The following is a 19,315-nucleotide window of genomic DNA, read 5'->3' as shown; positions in this document are numbered from 1 at the left end:
GCTACAATAATAGGACTTACCTCAATAAATAGTTGTCGATCAAGCGGATGTTATCAATACGTACCGCAGCAAAACGACGATCTTTATGGTCTTCCACATACTCTACAGTAATTCCTTTTTGAGTTAGTTTTTCGATAATTTGCTCACATGTTAAATCTTTATGCTGAAATAATTGGGCAAACTCTTCAGCTAACACCTTTTGTTCTTGATTGAGACGGTTATTCCGTGAACTGTAAGCCAATCCACTCGGCTCACGGATCGTTGGACATGCTTTAATTTCAATGTCCATAAAAAAAGCATTAACCATTCCTTGAATCAACAAGTATTGTTGATAATCTTTTTCACCGAAATATGCTCTATGAGGTTTAGCCAAGTTCAATAATTTCATAACGACAGTTAATACCCCATTAAAATGTCCTGGCCTATGGGTTCCTTCCATGAGTTGGCACAGTTGGTGTTCATGCACCCGATAGTTGTATTCATCGGCATACATTGATTGTTCATCGGGAAGAATGCAAAAATCGACACCAGCATCTTCCATAATTTTAAGATCTGCGTCTAATGTTCGAGGATAATGTTTAAAGTCCTCAGTTTGATTAAATTGGGTGGGATTTACAAATAAACTGGAAACAGTGTAGTGATTCTCTTTTTGACTGGCTAAAAACAAAGATGCATGCCCTGCATGCAAATTACCCATGGTAGGTGCAAAGCCTAGAGTTGATTGAGGGGATAAAGTTTTACGAAAACTAACCCATTCGTTGAGATCGTGAAAAACTTGCATGAGTTACTCCTGAAATATGGTAACCATCTGAATTGTGGCCTGAGTGAAGTGACGCATAATCTGGTGTGACGTTACATTTACCCAGGCTACCATGTTTCTATAGTTACTATGGATGAGACAGAATAATTCTCATTGATAAAAAAATTTAGTAATAATTATTCTGCTCAATTTCCAATTAAAATGAATGTTCCGCGGTTGGAAAACTAACCTGTTGAACTTGTTGAGCATAAGCATTTAATGCAGCCAATATAATTTCTTTACCCTGAAGGTATCGTTTAACAAACTTAGGATTAAACTCTGTTTGTAAACCCAGCATGTCATGCCAAACAAGTACTTGTCCGTCAGTATGAGAACCAGCTCCAATACCAATGGTAGGTATACTTAATGACTTGGTTATTGTCAGCGCAAGTTGTTGGGGAACGCATTCGATGACTATGGCAGAACATCCAGCCGCCTCTAACTGGCGAGCTTGCTGAATTAGCTGCTCTGCTTGCTCTTGGTTTTTTCCCTGCACCTTATAACCACCTAATTGATGAATGGATTGAGGGGTTAAACCGATATGTCCGATAACGGGAACACCTGCATTGACGAGATAAGAAATGGTTTGGCACGTATCTGCATCCCCGCCTTCAATTTTCACGGCTTGTGCACCTGCTTGTAATAAGCTTTTTACATGTTCAACAGTTTGACTGAGTGAACTTTTATGGCATAAAAAGGGCAGATCACTGATTAAAAATTGGTGTTTTAGTCCACGTGCTACAGCCTGGGTATGAAGTATCATCATCTCCATGGTCGCTGTAACGGTTGTTTCATGTCCATGGACTGCCATAGCTACAGAATCGCCAACCAGAACGCAATCAATATTTGATTCAGCTACAACGCAGGCAGATGGATAATCGTAACAAGTGATTACCGAAATTTTTTGCTGTTCTTCTTTTTTACGTTTGAAATCATGAATTTTCATGTTGGGTTACTCCTTAATAAAAAAGAGTAAGCATTATGGTGAAAAGCGAAACACGTTATAGGTACCTGTCGCATGGATCAAGTCCTCCAAAAAAAATTAAATATGAAGTCGCTGCCAAAAGGTCAGCGCATTATGAATCTGTACTGCTGACTCACAATGGTTATCATATTTGAAATTCGAATGGTTGAGAAGTGGGAGGAAACACATTGTTCTCTAGGTTTAGAGAGTGGAACCTAAGTTTCCAGCATAAATAAACCGTTTTTAATCTCGGGTTTCGTTACGCTGCATCCAGGTTACGATGCTTATTTTTTACAAGTAGCCCTTCATTTTGCATTTGATGCATTTTGTTCATCTATCATTCTGAGTTATCATTAATGTTTCGCGCAGCAACTAGTTCATTGTGGAACGCTCAATAAGTTGTGTGAGAAGATGTCTTTAAAATACAGGGTTTTTATGCAAATCACTGAAAAATTAACGCTTCCGGGCGAGCATCCTTTATTTTTACAAGGAGCGATTGGCAAACTAGAGGCGGTTCTAACTGTTCCAGAGCAGAATCATACGGATTTCATCGCCTTTTTAGGACATCCTCATTCCCTGCAGGGGGGCACAATGAATAATAAGGTAGTGACTACACTAGCACGTGTCTTTAGAGAATTAGGCATTCCTTCATTACGTTTTAATTTTCGTGGAGTGGGCCAGTCGGAAGGATCCTATGATGCTGGGGTCGGTGAAAGTGAGGATATGCTGGTGTTGGTTCGTGAATGGCAAAAGGAGTCTCCCGAGAAGAAACTTATTTTTGCAGGCTTTTCCTTTGGTTCTTATGTGACGTACCGCGCTGCGGCCCAATCGGACTCCAAATTATTAATTTCGGTAGCTCCGGCAGTGCATCATTATAATTATCATGAATTTAATTCTGCCCCATCTCCTTGGCTTATTGTTCAGGGTGATGAAGATGAAGTCGTTCCCCCGGCTTTAGTTTTTGATTTTGCTGCCGAAGCTGAACTACCGGTGATTCAGTTTGCAAACACAGGCCACTTTTTTCATGGTAAATTAATTGAGCTGAAAGCAAAGCTCCTGGAATATATTCGATCTCAGGTTATTGTATAATGAATTTGATTACTCAATATGAAGCCGCGATTCAACGTGGTGACATCAATGATGATCCTTTGCAACGCGACATCTTGGCGCATTTGGAAGATCTAGCGAATCACGTAAAGAAATCGAATTCATCCTGGCTTTATCCATTAATCAAACCTCGAATTAAAGGGGTATATCTTTATGGTCCTGTAGGGGTAGGAAAAACATACTTAATTGATTTGTTTTATGATTGTCTCGAAGAGAAAAAGAAGGCTCGCTTCCATTTCCATCATTTTATGCAGCAAGTTGATGCTCAGTTAAGACGATTGCAAGGACAGAAAAATCCTCTTCGGCAAATCGCTAAAGATTTGGCCAAAACAACACGGGTACTTTGCTTTGACGAGTTTATGGTTCATGATGTTGCTTATGCCATGATTTTAGCGGAATTGTTGCAATCTTTAATTGCTTATGGCGTTGTTTTGGTTATTTCTTCGAATATACCCCCAGATGATTTGTATCTCAATGGAGTTCATCGGAAACGTTTTTTACCTGCTATTGCAGCAATTAAAGAAAATTGCGAAGTGCTGCATTTAAATGAGCAAAGAGATTATCGGATTGGGAGAGCACCTTTGATTGATGCTTATTTATTTCCTTTAGATGCGCATACTAATTTGGTGATGGAGCAGCAATTCACGCTTTTAGCGAGTGAATTTAACGAAAATGGTACTATTACAATACAAAATCGTGAGATCCCTTACCTTAAGCGTGCAGAACAATCGATTTGGTTTGCTTTTGATATTCTGTGTAATTTGCCCCGAAGTCAATTGGATTACTTAGAGATTGCAGATAAATTTGACACTATTTTCCTAAGCAACATCCCTGCGTTAACAGTCAATCATACTTTGCAAACAATTATGTTCATTCACTTTATCGATGTGATGTATGATCGCGGAATTAATATTATTATTTCTGCAGAGGTTGCAGTTGAGGAGTTGTATGTTGAGGGAGAAATGCAAGAAACCTTCAAGCGTACATTAAGCCGTCTGCTGGAAATGCAGTCGGTAGATTATTTATCACGCCATCCCAAAAGAGAACTTAAGGCATTGATTTCAGATAATTCTTGATGGTGTTGAGAGTAAAGGAGCCCCAACAGTTCGGGGTTCTGCAGATTAGAACAAATGTATAATTATTTTCTAAATTGAGAATGATTCTCGATTTCATTTATGTTAATATGAATAAGTTATTTCACGAGTTGCTGTTAGGACATGATAAATATTACAGAGTTAGTACAAGGCGATAGAGTACGGTTAACCAGTTTTGGTACAACAGAGATGCAATACCGACGCAGACTTTTATCTTTGGGAGTAACTTGCGGTACTGAGTTTTTAGTTGTCCGAATGGCCCCTTTAGGATGTCCTATACAAATTGAAGTCAGAGGAACTGCCTTAACATTGCGCAAGGAAGAGGCGAGCCAATTGATTTTGGAGCGTATATGACTCATGTATTATTGGTCGGTAATCCTAATTGTGGCAAGACCACCTTATTTAACGCCTTAACGGGTGATAATCAGCGTATAGGAAACTGGCCTGGGGTGACCGTTGAAAAGAAAACAGGGTCTTTTTGGGTCGCGAAGCAACGAATTGAAGTAACTGATTTGCCGGGAATTTATTCTCTTGTAGCCCATGCAGATGGTATCAGCCAGGATGAAGAAATTGCTGCCCAATCTGTAGTAACTATTGAAGCCGATTGCATCATTAATGTGATCGATGCATGTCATCTTGAGCGGCATTTATATTTGACCACCCAAATTTTGGAATTGGGAAAACCCGTACTGCTCGCGTTGAATATGATGGATATTGCGCAGCAAAGAGGCATATCCATCGATCCCAAAGCATTATCCCAACAATTAGGTTGTCCTGTTATTCCGATCCAAGCACATAAAAAAATAGGCATTGCGCAACTGACGGAGGAGTTGACTCGATTGCCTCAAGCAGTTACACCTCTGACACTTCCTCTATCCACCCCGATCCAACAAACATTAATGACCTTGGAAAACAGCTTAATTCATGAAGGTTATAGTCAATCGCGTGCTTATTATTATGCTCGAAGACTCGCAGAGGGAGATAAGTTACTATTCGATAAGGCAATTACTCAGGATTTAACTTTATTGAACGAAGTAGATCCTAATCTTGATGTATTATTGGCAGATGCGCGATATCAGAAAATACATGAAATAGTGACGTTCGTGCAGAAAAAACGTAGTGATGCCAGTGAACATTTTACTGCAAAACTCGATAAGATTATGTTGCATCGTTTTTTTGCCCTCCCCATTTTTTTTGCGATGATGTATTTGATGTTTTTATTTGCGATTAATGTAGGTGGCGCTTTTCAGGATTTTTTTGATATAAGTACCGATACCATATTCGTACAAGGGACATCCTGGTTATTGCACCAAATTAATACACCTAATTGGGTTATTGCTTTGTTGGCAAATGGTGTTGGTAAAGGGATTAATACCACATTAACATTTATCCCAGTTATTGCGGCTATGTTCTTCTTCTTATCTTTGTTGGAAACATCAGGATATATGGCAAGAGCAGCTTTCGTTGTGGATAAAGCGATGCGGAAGATGGGTTTGCCTGGTAAGTCATTTGTACCGATGATTGTTGGTTTTGGATGCAACGTTCCTGCAATTATGGCCGCTCGGACTTTAGATTCAGAACGCGATCGATTATTAACTGTAATGATGAGCCCTTTCATGTCGTGCAGTGCGCGCCTGGCCATTTATGCAGTATTCGTTGCTGCATTTTTCCCATCTGGTGGACAAAACGTAGTGTTTTCTTTGTATCTTGTAGGGATCTTGATGGCGGTATTAACAGGATTCCTTTTGCGTAAAACTACTTTAAAGGGACATGCATCCCCCTTAATTTTGGAACTGCCTGCTTATCATAAGCCTGCACTCAAACGCTTATTTAAAGAGACTTTTATGCGCTTGCGCTTTTTTGTAGTGCGTGCAGGTAAATTAATTGTACCCATTTGTGTTATTTTAGGTGGGTTAAATGCCATTACCTTAGATGGTGGAATTAATGCAGGTGAAGCCAGCACTCGATCTTTGCTCTCTTTAATGGGGCAATCGATTACTCCTCTATTTGCCCCCATGGGGATCAATCAGGATAATTGGCCAGCAACCGTAGGGTTACTAACGGGAATGTTGGCTAAAGAAGTGGTGGTTGGTACGTTAAATTCACTTTATGCACAAGTGGGACATGTGACTGAAATTGCTGCCGCACATTTTGATTTTTGGGCGGGTATTAAGGCGGCTTTTTGGTCAATTCCACAAAATTTAGCTCAATTGGGTTCTGCTTTGGTAAACCCTATATTGGCTAGTGCAGCAGATAATCCTGTATCTCAGTCAGTATATGGAGTTATGGCAGAGCGCTTTGATGGTAAAATAGGGGCTTATGCTTATCTGCTGTTTGTTCTTCTTTATATCCCTTGTGTATCTACCATGGCGGTAATTCGCCAAGAAGCAAATAAGAAATATATGTGGATTTCTGTAATTTGGTCTTTTGTTGTTGCGTATGGTACCGCTGTTTTATTTTATCAAACGGCTAAATGGCTTCAAAATTCAGAACAAAGTATGTTTGGGCTTCTTGCATTAATCCTCATTTTTGTTATAGGAATGCGTCAATACACCAAACGCAGCAGAAGGAGGGATGATGCTGTTGCAAATACGTGATTACATTTGTCGTGAAGGTGTCGTAAGCACCCAACAATTGACTAGGGAATTTAGTTTGGATCTTCCTGCATTACAACCTATGCTCGATTTATGGATAGGCAAGGGCGTAATACGCAAATGTCAGGAAAAGGCAAATTGTCAAAGCACATGCTTTAAGTGTCGCTCTAGTGCCCCTGAATATTATCAATATCTTTTATAGTTTGCTGTTTGTCGCAAATTGAATTTTTTTTACGGGTTTTTTACTTAAGCTGTTTTAACTTTCGTGCTCATTCAATAAATTTGGGCTAATATACTCATATAGGTTTGATTTACATGTGGTAAGCAAATGGCTGATGAACCAGATATTCCTACTGCTGACGAAAACTCAGAATTTATCGATAGCATCGATAACAGCATTGACTTGCGCAAGTTGCACATGGAAGAAGATTTAAATGATCCTGTGACTTTGGTTGAGCGGGTTTATCAAATCTGGTGGCATTGGGCTGATTTTCAACTTTATATTGTATCTCCATCTATAGATCTTCTTATACCTCCAGTAATGCTCAAACCTGAACTAATTCCTGGTACAAATGATCTGGAATTTGTATATTCCATTCTTGATTCAGGATCCAAATTATCTACTTCTAAAAGTGAAGAGCTGGTCTCTGCAGGGATGTCAATGTATAAGCTTTATATGACCATAGAAAAAATGATTTATATTTTGGTTGAGCGATTGAAAGAAGGAGGCATTGATAAAGAGACAGAAGTGCAAGTCGCTTTTGGTGGGCATTTGCTTCCTCAAAGAAAAGCCTTTGAGTCGATTATCAATTTACCCTATAACGTTGTAGTAACTAACTTTGATCCGGGAGCATGGGGTGAACGTTACTTACAAATTGTCAAACAAAATGCAGAGAAGTACGGCTATCCTTCCGAATCGCCACGTGAAACATTTAGACAGCCACATAAAACATCCGGATCAGGTCCAAAAAGATAAGTATGCTCAGATAAGTAGACTTTAATGTACTTTTTATTGCCTATTCTATTATTTTTAGTTGAATTTTATTAATTCACTTTATATTCTTGTTATGTTGCAGTGGTATGTGACATCTTTACAAAAATTTCCTTAGTAATACAATAGATTGGTCTTTTCATTTGGCACATCAGATATAAGCACAATAAAAGCTCTAAATGCAACAAGATTTATTTATTTGCATCATAGAATGACAATTTGTAAAAAAATATTCTTTTTGATTAAGTCAGCTATCGAAGTACAATCTAACGTATTTGCAAAATTTATTTTGAATTACAGTTTTAATGAACAAGGTAACTAAAGAAAATTATTTGAATGAGATGGAGACAAATTAAATTTTGCTCGGATTACGCAAGGGCTTATCTTGCACGATAAAAACAGAGTGCTATACTTCGCATTTGTGCTATTTAATTAACTTTTCTAATTAAGGAAGAAACTCACAGTGAACAAAAAAAGACCCGTAAATCTGGATTTGGGCAGTTTAAAATATCCCCCTATGGCTATAGCGTCCATCTTACATAGGATTTCAGGGGTAGTTTTATTTTTACTGTTACCCATTATGTTGTGTATTTTTAGTCAGTCAATACAATCAGAAGAAGCATTTGCGCAGGTGAAAAATTTGCTATCTCATCCTGCTTATAAAATGGTCATGTGGGCGTTTGGAGCCTCGATGATTTACCATTTGCTTGCAGGGATTAGGCATCTTTTGATGGATATTGGGTTTGGTGAGCATCTTGATGCTGGTAGGCGTTCCGCTGTTTTAGTCATTTTTCTTGCTATTATTTTGTCAATTTTTCTAGGAATCTGGATATGGTAAATAATGTCACCAGCTTAACAGGTAATGGGTTAAAGGATTGGTTGATTCAACGAGTTACAGCAGTTTATTTTGCTGCATATTCTTTTTTTATAATTGGTTTTTTGTTATTGCACCCTGAACTGGGTTTTGCACAATGGCACGCTCTTTTTTCCAATATATTAGTTCGAATTGCATCACTTATCGCATTGTTTGCGCTTTCATTGCATGCATGGGTAGGTATTTGGACTGTAACTACCGATTATATGAAGTGTACTGCTCTGCGTTTATCAGTACAAATGTTAGTAGTTTTATGGCTTCTGAGTCAATTCATCTGGGGCTTAATGATCCTTTGGGGGCAGTAGCATGGCAATTGCACGTAACACATTTGATGCAGTAATTATTGGAGCTGGTGGGGCTGGGATGCGTGCTGCATTGCAGATGGCAAACTCTGGTTTAAAGGTCGCACTTTTATCTAAGGTATTTCCAACTCGTTCACATACAGTATCTGCTCAAGGAGGTATTACTTGTGCATTGGGTAATGCGCACGACGATGATTGGCGTTGGCATATGTATGATACCGTAAAGGGTGCGGACTATATTGGCGACCAAGATTCAATTGAATACCTCTGTAAAACTGGCCCCGAAGCGGTATATGAACTCGAGCACATGGGTTTGCCGTTTTCACGTATGGATAATGGTAGAATCTATCAGCGTCAGTTTGGTGGTCAATCCAAAAATTTTGGTGGTGATCAAGCAGCACGTACTTGTGCTGCAGCGGATAGAACTGGACATGCTTTATTACATACCCTCTACCAACAAAATTTAAAAGCCAAAACACACGTATTTAGTGAATGGTACGCTCTTGACCTTGTTAAAGATGCGCATGGACATATATCCGGTGTTACTGCGATGTGTATCGAAACAGGTGAAGTAGTATTTTTTCAATCTAGAGTATGTATTTTGGCTACCGGTGGCGCAGGCCGTATTTACCAATCTACAACCAATGCCTTTATTAATACCGGTGATGGTTTTGGTATGGCATTAAGAGCAGGTATCCCGTTACAGGATATGGAAATGTGGCAATTCCATCCTACCGGAATTGCTGGAGCCGGTGTTTTGGTAACGGAAGGTTGTCGAGGTGAAGGCGGTTATCTGATAAATAAAGACGGTGAACGTTTCATGGAGCGTTATGCACCGCGAGTTAAAGATTTAGCTTCCCGGGATGTTGTTGCTCGCTCTATGGCTCTTGAGATCCGTGCCGGTAAAGGTTTTGATCCTAAAGGGATTGATCACGTTAAATTAAAATTGGATCACCTAGGTGCCGATCTTATTAAATCACGCTTGCCAGGAATTCGTGAGTTATCTATGAAATTCGCAGGGGTTGACCCAATTGTTGAGCCGATTCCAGTAGTTCCTACTTGCCACTACAGTATGGGCGGTATACCTACAAATATGCATGGCCAAGTACTTACCAAAACTAATGGTAAGGAACATATCGTAGAGGGTTTATATGCCGTAGGTGAGTGTGCGTGCGTTTCTGTGCATGGTGCAAACCGTTTGGGCGGTAATTCATTACTGGACTTAGTTGTTTTTGGTCGTGCAGCTGGATTGCATGTTGAAGAATTATGGCAGTCAAATCAATTACCGGAGATGACTTATATTAGCGATGATGATCTTGCTCCATCGCTGCAACGATATAATCGATGGAATGATTCAACATCAGGCGAAAGCCCAGCAGTGATTCATGATGAAATGCAACGTGTAATGCAGGAGGACTTTGGCGTCTTCCGAACTGGCGAAGTAATGGCTTCTGGCCTAAAACGTCTTCAGGCTCTGCGGGAACGTTTAGCGCATGCCAAATTAGAAGATAAAAGTAAGATATTTAATACAGAGCGAGTTAGTGCATTAGAGTTGGACAATTTAATGGCAACTGCATATGCTACAGCGCAGTCTGCAATTGTTCGTACAGAAAGTCGTGGTGCTCATAGTCGTGAAGATTATCCAAAGCGTGATGATGCGAACTGGATTAAACATACGCTATATTTTGAGGAAGGTGAGAAAATTGATTTTCGTCCCGTTAATACATCACCTAAGCACGTCGAGCCTTTTGCGCCAAAAGAACGCGTTTACTAAAGAGGATACATTACATGGCAGCAGATAGTAGAAAATTGACCCTATCAATATATCGCTATAATCCTGAGGTGGATGCTAAGCCTTATATGAAAGATTATGAATTGGAGATCCAAGCTAAAAGTGATCCTATGTTACTCACGTTACTCGAACGTTTGAAAGCAGAGCAGGATCCCTCAATCACGTACAGACGTTCTTGTCGCGAAGGCGTATGTGGTTCAGACGGCATGAATATTAATGGAACAAATGGTCTGGCATGTATCACCCATGTGTCTCAGTTGAATACCGATAAAATTGTTGTGCGTCCTTTACCTGGATTTCCAGTAATTCGAGATTTAGCAGTTGATATGACGCAGTTTTATCAACAATATGAGCGTATAGAACCTTATTTGCAAAATAATGAGGTTCCTCCTGCCCAAGAACGGTTGCAATCACCAGAGGAACGCGCTCAACTTGATGGATTATATGAATGTATTTTGTGCGCATGTTGTACCAGTTCATGTCCTTCGTTCTGGTGGAATCCTGAAAAATTTGTGGGTCCTGCCGGTTTATTACAAGCAAGACGATTTTTAGCAGACAGTCGCGATACAGCCACAGCGCATCGTTTGGACAAATTGCAAGATCCGTTCAGTGTGTTTCGTTGCCGAAGTATTATGAATTGTACTAATGTCTGCCCGAAAGGACTCAATCCGACGAAAGCGATTTCTGAGATTCGCCTACAAATGTTGTCACAAGAGACCTAAGAGTACTTTTCTTGTTATTGGTACTGGTAAGAGCCATGTAAATATAATTCTCGGAAAACGGGAATCCTCTTAAATGAGCTCGAAACCAGTATAAGGATGATCCCCGCACTTGCGGGGATAGCTGTTTTATCCACGGGGATGAGTGGAATACCCAACTTACTGGTGGTAGTGATTAATACCCCTTTGGAGAAAAAGAAAATGAGCAGTTCCGATCTGCAAAAAGAATGGGCTTCTTCCTATTTATCTGGCGGAAGTATGGCTTATGTTGATAGTCTTTATGAAGATTATCTTGCTGACCCGAGTTCGGTTTCATCCGATTGGCGAGCGGTTTTTAGTGCTTTGCCTAAGGTTAACAGTACCGAAAAAGAATTCTCACATAGAGAGATTCGCGATTATTTTTTGCAGAATGCAGATAAAAAAGCCATCCCTGTAGTCCAAGCTTCAGACAGCCAACAATTTCGGATTGCAGATTTGATTAATGCTTATCGGGCATTGGGCCATCATGCAGCCAAACTTGACCCCCTGGAAATGACAGAGCGTACTCCGTTGCCTGCATTGGAATTGGAGCATCACCACTTATCTGATGTCGATAGAAACCGTAAGTTTTTTGCAGGTACTACGTTTAATGGTCCAGAAATGACTCTGGATGAAATATATCAAGCGTTGCGCGAAACGTATTGCAGCAGTATTGGTATTGAATATATGCATATTTCTAATACTGAAGAAATAGAATGGCTACAAGAACGAATGGAGTCTGTACGCGGTCGACTAAAATTAGATGCAGCAAAAAAAATGCAAATTTTAAAAGACTTAATTGCTGCAGACGGTTTAGAGCGTTATTTAGGTACACGTTATGTGGGGCAAAAGCGATTCTCTCTTGAAGGGGGCGATTCATTAATTCCCATGATGAAAGAAATTATTGAGTGTGCTGGTAAAGATAATGTTAAAGAAATAGTTATCGGTATGGCACATCGAGGTCGTTTAAATGTCTTGGTGAATGTATTAGGTAAAGAACCTAATCAACTGTTCCAAGAGTTTGAAGGAAAAATAAAATATGAACGTACTGGAGATGTGAAATATCATTTAGGATTTTCTTCAGATATAAGAACAAATTCGGGTTCAGTAGTACATCTTGCTTTGGCTTTTAACCCCTCACACTTAGAAATTATTGGCCCAGTAGTAGAGGGTTCTGTACGTTCTCGTTTAGGTCGACGTAGTGATCTGAATAAAAAAGAAAAAGTGGTTCCTATCGTTATACATGGGGATGCTGCATTTGCCGGTCAGGGCGTCGTGATGGAAACGTTTAACTTTTCCCAGGCACGTGGTTATTGTACTGGTGGTACCGTTCACATTGTTATTAATAACCAAATAGGCTTTACTACCAGCAATCCTTTAGATGCACGTTCTACGTTATATTGTACTGACGTAGCCAAAATGGTTCAGGCACCTGTTTTACATGTGAATGGTGATGACCCTGAAGCAGTAGTATTCGCGACTAAGCTTGCATTTGATTTCAGAATGAAATTTAAACGAGATGTCGTAGTGGATCTCGTTTGTTATCGGCGACATGGGCATAATGAGGCAGATGAACCTGCAGTCACTCAACCTGCCATGTATCGCAAAATTAAATCCATGCGTCCCCTGCGTGAAATGTATGCCGAGCAACTGATGCAAGAAGGTTTGCTGACCAGTAAAGATGCTGAAAAATTAGTAGATGCATATCGTGATACTCTGGATCAGGGTAAAGCGGTTGTGGATTTGGTTCATGGTGATTATGAAGGTAAATATGCAGTGGATTGGACCCCTTATCAGAATGCAAAATGGACAGATAAAGTAGATACCACCATCAAAAAAGAAAACTTACAAAAATTAGCTAAAATCTTAAACGAATTACCAAAAGGCTTTTCATTACATCCGGTGGTTCAACGTTTATTAAATGATCGTGATAAAATGACAGCCGGTGACTTACCGATGAACTGGGGTTATGCTGAAATTATGGCATATGCCAGTTTAGTCCAAGAAGGTTATGGAGTACGCTTGTCTGGTCAGGATTCTGGAAGAGGAACTTTTGCTCATCGTCATGCTGTCCTGCATGATGCTGAAACTGGAGAAACGTTTACTCCTTTGGAACAAATAACTAATGAATTGGACCGACCTTTTTCTGTCATCGATTCAGTACTTTCTGAAGAAGCGGTATTGGCGTTCGAATATGGGTTTGCTGCCTCTGCACCAAATTTCTTGGTGCTTTGGGAAGCTCAGTTCGGTGATTTCGCCAATGGTGCGCAAGTGGTTATCGATCAGTTCATCAGTTCGGGTGAGCAAAAATGGGGCCGTTTATGTGGTTTAGTCATGTTATTACCGCATGGATATGAAGGACAGGGCCCAGAACATTCATCTGCTCGTTTGGAGCGTTACATGCAGCTTTGCGCGCAACATAATATGCAAGTTTGTACGCCAACTACTCCAGCCCAGATCTTCCATTTATTAAGAAGACAGGTTATCCGTAATTTCCGTAAGCCATTGATTGTTATGACACCCAAGAGTCTTCTGCGTCATAAATTAGCAGTCTCTCCCTTGGACGATTTATTCAAAGGTAAGTTTCACACTATTATTCCGGAAATTGATGCAATTAATGCACAAAAAGTTACAAAAGTGGTACTGTGCTGTGGAAAGGTTTATTATGATTTGCTGCAAATGCGTCGTGATAAAGAATTAAACCATATTGCGTTGGTGCGAATTGAGCAATTATATCCGTTCCCTAAAAAAGCACTTATGACGGAGCTAAATAAATATCCTCAGGCCCAGAAGATTATTTGGTGTCAGGAAGAACCGCAGAATCAAGGAGTCTGGTTCTCTTCTCAACATAATATTATAGATTGTTTGCTTCCTGGACAAACCTTGCATTATGCCGGAAGAGAGTTTGCTGCGGCACCTGCTGCAGGAAGCCCTGCTCTGCATGCAAAAGAACAACAAGCTTTAGTAGAGCAAGCTTTATTGGACTGATTGTAAGTTTATCGTAGTCTGGGGTACGGCTTTGCTTTTTACCCAGACTACAATGTGTTAACGAATTTAATATAAAATAAGAAGGTATAACCATGTCTATTGAAGTCAAAGTACCTGTTTTGCCTGAGTCGGTTGCTGATGCAACTGTAGCTGCGTGGCATAAAAAAGTAGGTGATAAAGTTACCCGTGATGAGAATTTACTCGATCTAGAAACAGACAAAGTCGTACTGGAAGTTCCAGCTCCTGCTGACGGAATACTGGCTGAAATAATGTTTCAAGAGGGTGACACAGTTCGTTCTGGCCAATTGCTTGCCAAAATAAAAGCGGGTGCTGGATCTGATATTAAAGAAGACAAAAAAGAAGAAAAAGCTGATGCATCGAAGGCGAGTGAACAGTCTGAACGTGATGAAGTAAGTGCGAAAGAAGATAAGTCAACCAGTCCTGTAGTTCGACGGATGATGGCAGAACATGACCTTCAACCTGGGCAAATCCAAGGTAGTGGGAAGGATGGTCGTATTACTAAAGAAGATGTTCTGGCTTATATAGAATCGAGTAGAGAAAAAACATCTAAATCTAAAGAAAGCGGGAAAGAGCAAGCACCAAAAGCACCTATGGGCTTACGTGAAGAACGTCGCGTTCCAATGACCCGTTTAAGAGCTAAAATCGCGGAGCGTTTATTGGAAGCTCAGCATAATGCAGCGATGTTGACAACTTTTAATGAAGTCAATTTGAAAGCAGTTATGGATATGCGCGCTCAATATAAAGACAGTTTTGAGAAAAAACATGGCGTAAAACTTGGATTTATGTCTTTTTTCACCAAAGCAGTTGTTGAGTCATTAAAGCGTTTCCCTGCAGTGAATGCCTCTATTGATGGTCAGGACGTGGTCTATCATGGCTTTTATGATATTGGGATTGCTGTCTCTACAGAGAGGGGATTGGTCGTACCTGTAATTCGTGATGCGGATCAGATGAGTATGGCTGATATTGAATTGGCAATTAATGACGCTGCAAAAAAGGCTAGAGAGGGTAAATTAGCTATGGAAGATATGCAAGGAGGAACCTTTACCATTACGAATGGTGGTGTATTTGGTTCTTTATTGGCAACTCCGATCATTAATCCACCCCAAACAGGAATTTTGGGAATGCACAAAATTGAGGATAGACCTGTAGTGGAAAAAGGACAAATCGTGATTCGTCCTATGATGTATGTGGCTCTATCGTATGATCATCGATTGATTGACGGTAAAGATTCCGTACAGTTTTTGGTAAGTGTGAAAGAGTTATTGGAAGATCCTGCTCGTCTTTTGCTTAATGTTTAATGAAATGTAACAGCGAAATTCGCATTAGCGCATGAATGTACCTGGGTGAAGGCGCAGCTGGAACCCAGGGGTTTTAAATTTATCTAAGTACATCCCACGGTTGACCCTATTCTTACCCGGGATATGATGCATAAATTAACATTTATGTCTAGCGACGGATTTTGCTTTTTTAGAAAGGTAATCGCAATGAATTTACATGAATACCAGGCCAAACAATTATTTGCTAGCTACAACTTACCCGTACCAAACGGTGAAGTCGCTTACAGCGTTGAAGATGCAATGCAAGTTGCTTCACAGTTGTCTACCGCTCGTTGGGTTGTTAAAGCCCAAGTCCACGCTGGAGGGAGAGGAAAAGCTGGTGGTGTGAAATTGGTATCGAATAAAGATGAATTAGCTGCAGCAGTCAAAGCATTATTAGGTACTCGCTTAGTTACGTATCAAACGGATGCTCATGGACAGCCAGTTAATGCAGTTCTAATTGAGGAAACATGTGATATTGACAGAGAATTATATCTTGGAGCGGTTGTTGATCGTGCTACACGCCGTGTCGTATTCATGGCCTCTACGGAAGGTGGTGTAGAAATAGAAAAAGTAGCTGAAGAAACGCCCGAAAAAATATTTAAAGTAATTGTGGATCCATTAGTTGGTGTCATGCCATTTCAATGCCGTGAGGTTGGATTTAAATTAGGCCTCAAAGACGAGCAAATTAAGCAATTTACTCATTTAATGATGGGCTTGGGTAAAATGTTTGTTGATTGTGATCTGAGCTTATTAGAGATCAATCCTTTGGTAGTAACAAAACAAGAACAATTAATTTGTTTGGATGGGAAAATTAATATTGATGGCAACGCATTATACCGTCAGCCCAAATTAAAAGGCATGCGCGATACAACTCAAGAAGATGAGCGCGAAAATCGTGCTAGCGACTGGGAGCTAAATTATATTCCTTTAGATGGTACTATTGGCTGCATGGTGAATGGTGCTGGCCTGGCGATGGCGACCATGGACGTGATTAAGCTTCACGGTGGTGAGCCAGCTAACTTCCTAGATGTTGGAGGTGGCGCGACTAAGGAACGAGTAAGTGAGGCACTGAAAATTATTGTCTCTGATGACAAAGTCAAAGGTATTTTGGTCAATATTTTTGGTGGTATCGTTCGTTGTGATCTCATTGCCGATGGTATTTTGGCTGCAGTGAAAGAAGTCGATGTAAAAATTCCTGTGGTGGTACGTCTTGAAGGTAATAACGCACAACTAGGTGCTGATATTTTAAATAAAAGTGATTTAAATGTGATTGCTGCAACCAGTTTAACTGATGCTGCGAAAAAGATTGTGGCAGCTGTTGCTTAATTACTAAATTTCGAGGTTAACAATGAGTGTATTGGTTAATAAAAATACTAAGGTATTGTGTCAGGGGTTTACTGGAAAGCAAGGAACTTATCATTCAGAACAAGCGATTGCTTATGGCACACGTATGGTTGGTGGTGTGACACCAGGTAAAGGTGGACAAAAGCATTTAGGGTTACCGGTATTTAATACCATGCGTGAAGCTGTTGAAGAAACCCAAGCGGAAGCGAGCGTGATTTACGTTCCAGCACCATTCTGTAAGGATTCTATTTTAGAAGCCGCAGATGCAGGCATTCAATTAATTGTTTGTATCACAGAGGGTGTTCCCGTATTGGATATGTTACAAGTCAAGGTCTATTTAGAAAATAATACTCAGGCCCGTTTGATCGGACCCAATTGCCCAGGAATTATTACCCCAGGCGAATGCAAAATTGGAATTATGCCTGGCTCAATTCATTTACCTGGTAAAGTAGGTATTGTTTCACGTTCTGGAACTTTAACTTATGAAGCAGTAAAACAAACCACCGATAAAGGCTTTGGCCAAAGTACCTGTATTGGTATAGGCGGTGATCCGATTCCTGGAACCAGTTTCATCGATGCTTTAGCTTTATTTGAACAAGATCCTAAAACCGAAGCGATTATCATGGTGGGTGAAATCGGCGGCTCTGCAGAAGAAGAAGCTGCAGAATATATTAAATCGCATGTGAGCAAACCTGTAGTTTCCTATATTGCCGGCGTAACAGCTCCTGCTGGAAAACGTATGGGGCATGCTGGTGCAATTATTTCTGGTGGCAAAGGGACTGCAGCTGAAAAATACGCCGCTTTAGAAGCAGCAGGCGTAAGAACAGTACGCTCACCTGCTGATTTAGGTGATGCAATTGCCGAAGTTACTGGCTGGTAATTTATTTGGACATAGCCTGGGTTAAGGTATATCCATAACCCAGGCATACTGAATTACTATCAATATCGCTGGTGACTTTCACTAACCTAATTTTTTATATGGTACTTCATGACAAATTTTCGAAGCATTGCTGATATAAGACGAGAGTATGGAGAGCTCAATTTAGATGAACAATCACTTCCTGAAGATCCAATTGTTCAATTTAAGCTTTGGTTTGAAGATGTTTTAAAAAATGAAAAAAATGATCCTACGGCTATGGTGCTTTCTACCGTAGATAATCAAGGTTTTCCAGATTCTCGAGTCGTTTTGTTAAAAGGATTAGAGGGGGGGAACTTTGTTTTTTATACAAATTATCAAAGTAAAAAAGCAAAGCAGATCCAAGACAACCCATATGTAGCACTTAATTTTTACTGGCCACAAATGGCTAGACAAGTGCGTATTCGTGGTCAAATCAAATCGATTGATAAAGAACAATCAGATCTTTATTTTTCTACAAGACCAATCAAAAGCCAATTCAGTGCGATTGTTTCTCCACAAAGTCATGCGATTGAGGGAAGGGAGGCATTAGAGAAAGCCCTAAATGAGTTAATTCAAAAACATGGACAAGAACCTGTATTACGCCCCACCTTCTGGGGAGGCTACATGGTTATTCCTGATGAAATCGAGTTTTGGCAAGGACGTGATAACCGTTTGCACGATAGAATTCATTATTATCTAAAAAATGGGCGCTGGGCGTTTCATCGTTTAGCACCATAGTAAGAACATGTACTAGCGGCAAAATTTGCCGGCAAAAAGTTAAGTTCTGCCACAAATTTATATTTTATCCCTCTTTCTGTACTTACTCTATTTTTTCTGTTTTTTAAAGATACAAATAAACTTGGCCCGATTATTGCTTTATATAATATAGAATTATAAAACCCAAATTGATTCTGAAGTTATTTTTTCCAAGCTATAACAAAATTTGTCAAGAATTAGTAAATGTTTTTATTTGGTAAATAAGCGTTAATATAAAGTCGTAAAATTGTCTTAAGTGTAGAAATTATTAGCAGTGTTAAAGGTAAATACTGTGCGAATAAATAGAGGGTATAATCATGAACGACATAACAGCCTTACTACCACATATTAAATTACGTTTTAATGTTGAACATCCAAGCTATGAAGACAGTTACGCATTTGGATACGAATGTGCACTGGCTGAAGTAGCGGAAGAGGATAATCCATTTCGAGAAGGGACCCAACAAGCAGAACACTGGTTAGAAGGATGGTGGGATGCAATTGAGGGTGAAGATCCTTTATTTGAATTGAATGCTTTAGAAAATGAAGAATTGACTGCAAACGAAGAAGTGGCTGCAAATGATAAAGAGTATGGTCATAAGCATGGCTTTTTATCACTAGTGATTGAAATTAGCGGTGCAATCGCAGCTTCTGCAATCGTCGGATATCAATTGTTTGAGTTGGTAGCATAATTCTATATGTTACCTTCACCCTCGATACGTCATCCCGCACGCG

18 protein-coding genes are annotated in these 19,315 nt (G+C 39.9%); 16 read left to right on the top strand and 2 right to left on the bottom strand.

The window, feature by feature from the left end:
- Nucleotides 1-16 precede the first annotated feature (16 nt).
- A complete protein-coding gene (gene panC, locus ACWTEW_RS35720; protein WP_454782737.1) occupies nucleotides 17-781 on the bottom strand; it encodes a pantoate--beta-alanine ligase in 765 nt (254 codons plus the stop codon).
- Between the two features lie 175 nt (nucleotides 782-956).
- A complete protein-coding gene (panB, locus tag ACWTEW_RS35715; protein WP_454782736.1) occupies nucleotides 957-1,745 on the bottom strand; it encodes a 3-methyl-2-oxobutanoate hydroxymethyltransferase in 789 nt (262 codons plus the stop codon).
- A gap of 453 nt (nucleotides 1,746-2,198) precedes the next feature.
- On the opposite strand from panB, the gene ACWTEW_RS35710 reads away from it, so the two are divergent.
- The 16 genes from ACWTEW_RS35710 (at nucleotide 2,199) to ACWTEW_RS35635 (ending at nucleotide 19,272) form a co-directional block, all read left to right on the top strand.
- Nucleotides 2,199-2,852 (top strand): alpha/beta hydrolase, encoded by a 654-nt coding sequence (locus ACWTEW_RS35710; RefSeq protein ID WP_454782735.1) that lies wholly within the window; start codon nucleotides 2,199-2,201, stop codon nucleotides 2,850-2,852.
- The gene (gene zapE / locus ACWTEW_RS35705) at nucleotides 2,852-3,946 is read left to right on the top strand and encodes a cell division protein ZapE (protein WP_454782734.1); all 1,095 of its coding nucleotides are present in this window, start codon (nucleotides 2,852-2,854) and stop codon (nucleotides 3,944-3,946) included. Before ACWTEW_RS35710 ends, zapE begins: the two co-directional genes overlap by 1 nt.
- A 141-nt stretch (nucleotides 3,947-4,087) precedes the next feature.
- The gene (locus ACWTEW_RS35700) at nucleotides 4,088-4,318 is read left to right on the top strand and encodes a FeoA family protein (RefSeq protein WP_454782733.1); all 231 of its coding nucleotides are present in this window, start codon (nucleotides 4,088-4,090) and stop codon (nucleotides 4,316-4,318) included.
- Entirely contained in the window at nucleotides 4,315-6,561 is a 2,247-nt protein-coding gene (feoB, locus tag ACWTEW_RS35695) for a Fe(2+) transporter permease subunit FeoB (RefSeq protein ID WP_454782732.1), read from the top strand. The genes ACWTEW_RS35700 and feoB overlap by 4 nt, the downstream gene beginning before the upstream one ends.
- Entirely contained in the window at nucleotides 6,542-6,760 is a 219-nt protein-coding gene (locus tag ACWTEW_RS35690; protein ID WP_454782801.1) for a FeoC-like transcriptional regulator, read from the top strand. The genes feoB and ACWTEW_RS35690 overlap by 20 nt, the downstream gene beginning before the upstream one ends.
- Before the next feature lie 126 nt (nucleotides 6,761-6,886).
- Entirely contained in the window at nucleotides 6,887-7,534 is a 648-nt protein-coding gene (locus ACWTEW_RS35685; RefSeq protein WP_454782731.1) for a virulence factor, read from the top strand.
- Between the two features lie 478 nt (nucleotides 7,535-8,012).
- Entirely contained in the window at nucleotides 8,013-8,387 is a 375-nt protein-coding gene (gene sdhC, locus ACWTEW_RS35680) for a succinate dehydrogenase, cytochrome b556 subunit (protein WP_454782730.1), read from the top strand.
- Nucleotides 8,381-8,728, top strand: a complete 348-nt coding sequence (gene sdhD / locus ACWTEW_RS35675) for a succinate dehydrogenase, hydrophobic membrane anchor protein (protein ID WP_454782729.1) — start codon at nucleotides 8,381-8,383, stop codon at nucleotides 8,726-8,728. The genes sdhC and sdhD overlap by 7 nt, the downstream gene beginning before the upstream one ends.
- A 1-nt stretch (nucleotide 8,729) precedes the next feature.
- On the top strand, nucleotides 8,730-10,499 hold the full coding sequence (gene sdhA, locus ACWTEW_RS35670) for a succinate dehydrogenase flavoprotein subunit (RefSeq protein WP_454782728.1): 1,770 nt from the start codon (nucleotides 8,730-8,732) through the stop codon (nucleotides 10,497-10,499).
- 14 nt (nucleotides 10,500-10,513) lie between these two features.
- Nucleotides 10,514-11,239 (top strand): succinate dehydrogenase iron-sulfur subunit, encoded by a 726-nt coding sequence (locus ACWTEW_RS35665; RefSeq protein ID WP_454782727.1) that lies wholly within the window; start codon nucleotides 10,514-10,516, stop codon nucleotides 11,237-11,239.
- Nucleotides 11,240-11,437: 198 nt separating this feature from the next.
- Nucleotides 11,438-14,242: a 2-oxoglutarate dehydrogenase E1 component gene (locus tag ACWTEW_RS35660; RefSeq protein ID WP_454782800.1), complete on the top strand. Its 2,805-nt coding sequence runs from the start codon at nucleotides 11,438-11,440 to the stop codon at nucleotides 14,240-14,242.
- 92 nt (nucleotides 14,243-14,334) lie between these two features.
- Nucleotides 14,335-15,561 (top strand): 2-oxoglutarate dehydrogenase complex dihydrolipoyllysine-residue succinyltransferase, encoded by a 1,227-nt coding sequence (odhB, locus tag ACWTEW_RS35655; RefSeq protein ID WP_454782726.1) that lies wholly within the window; start codon nucleotides 14,335-14,337, stop codon nucleotides 15,559-15,561.
- Between the two features lie 186 nt (nucleotides 15,562-15,747).
- Nucleotides 15,748-16,908 (top strand): ADP-forming succinate--CoA ligase subunit beta, encoded by a 1,161-nt coding sequence (gene sucC / locus ACWTEW_RS35650; protein WP_454782725.1) that lies wholly within the window; start codon nucleotides 15,748-15,750, stop codon nucleotides 16,906-16,908.
- Nucleotides 16,909-16,930: 22 nt separating this feature from the next.
- Nucleotides 16,931-17,806: a succinate--CoA ligase subunit alpha gene (gene sucD, locus ACWTEW_RS35645; protein WP_454782724.1), complete on the top strand. Its 876-nt coding sequence runs from the start codon at nucleotides 16,931-16,933 to the stop codon at nucleotides 17,804-17,806.
- 108 nt (nucleotides 17,807-17,914) lie between these two features.
- Nucleotides 17,915-18,562, top strand: coding sequence for a pyridoxamine 5'-phosphate oxidase (gene pdxH / locus ACWTEW_RS35640; protein ID WP_454782723.1), 648 nt, complete (start codon nucleotides 17,915-17,917; stop codon nucleotides 18,560-18,562).
- Between the two features lie 335 nt (nucleotides 18,563-18,897).
- Nucleotides 18,898-19,272, top strand: a complete 375-nt coding sequence (locus ACWTEW_RS35635; RefSeq protein ID WP_454782722.1) for a transmission trait enhancer LetE — start codon at nucleotides 18,898-18,900, stop codon at nucleotides 19,270-19,272.
- Nucleotides 19,273-19,315: the final 43 nt, after the last annotated feature.

Source organism: Legionella stuttgartensis (assembly GCF_977063405.2).
Note: the sequence above shows the minus strand (reverse complement) of the source record. Positions and strands in the feature narration are given on the sequence as shown.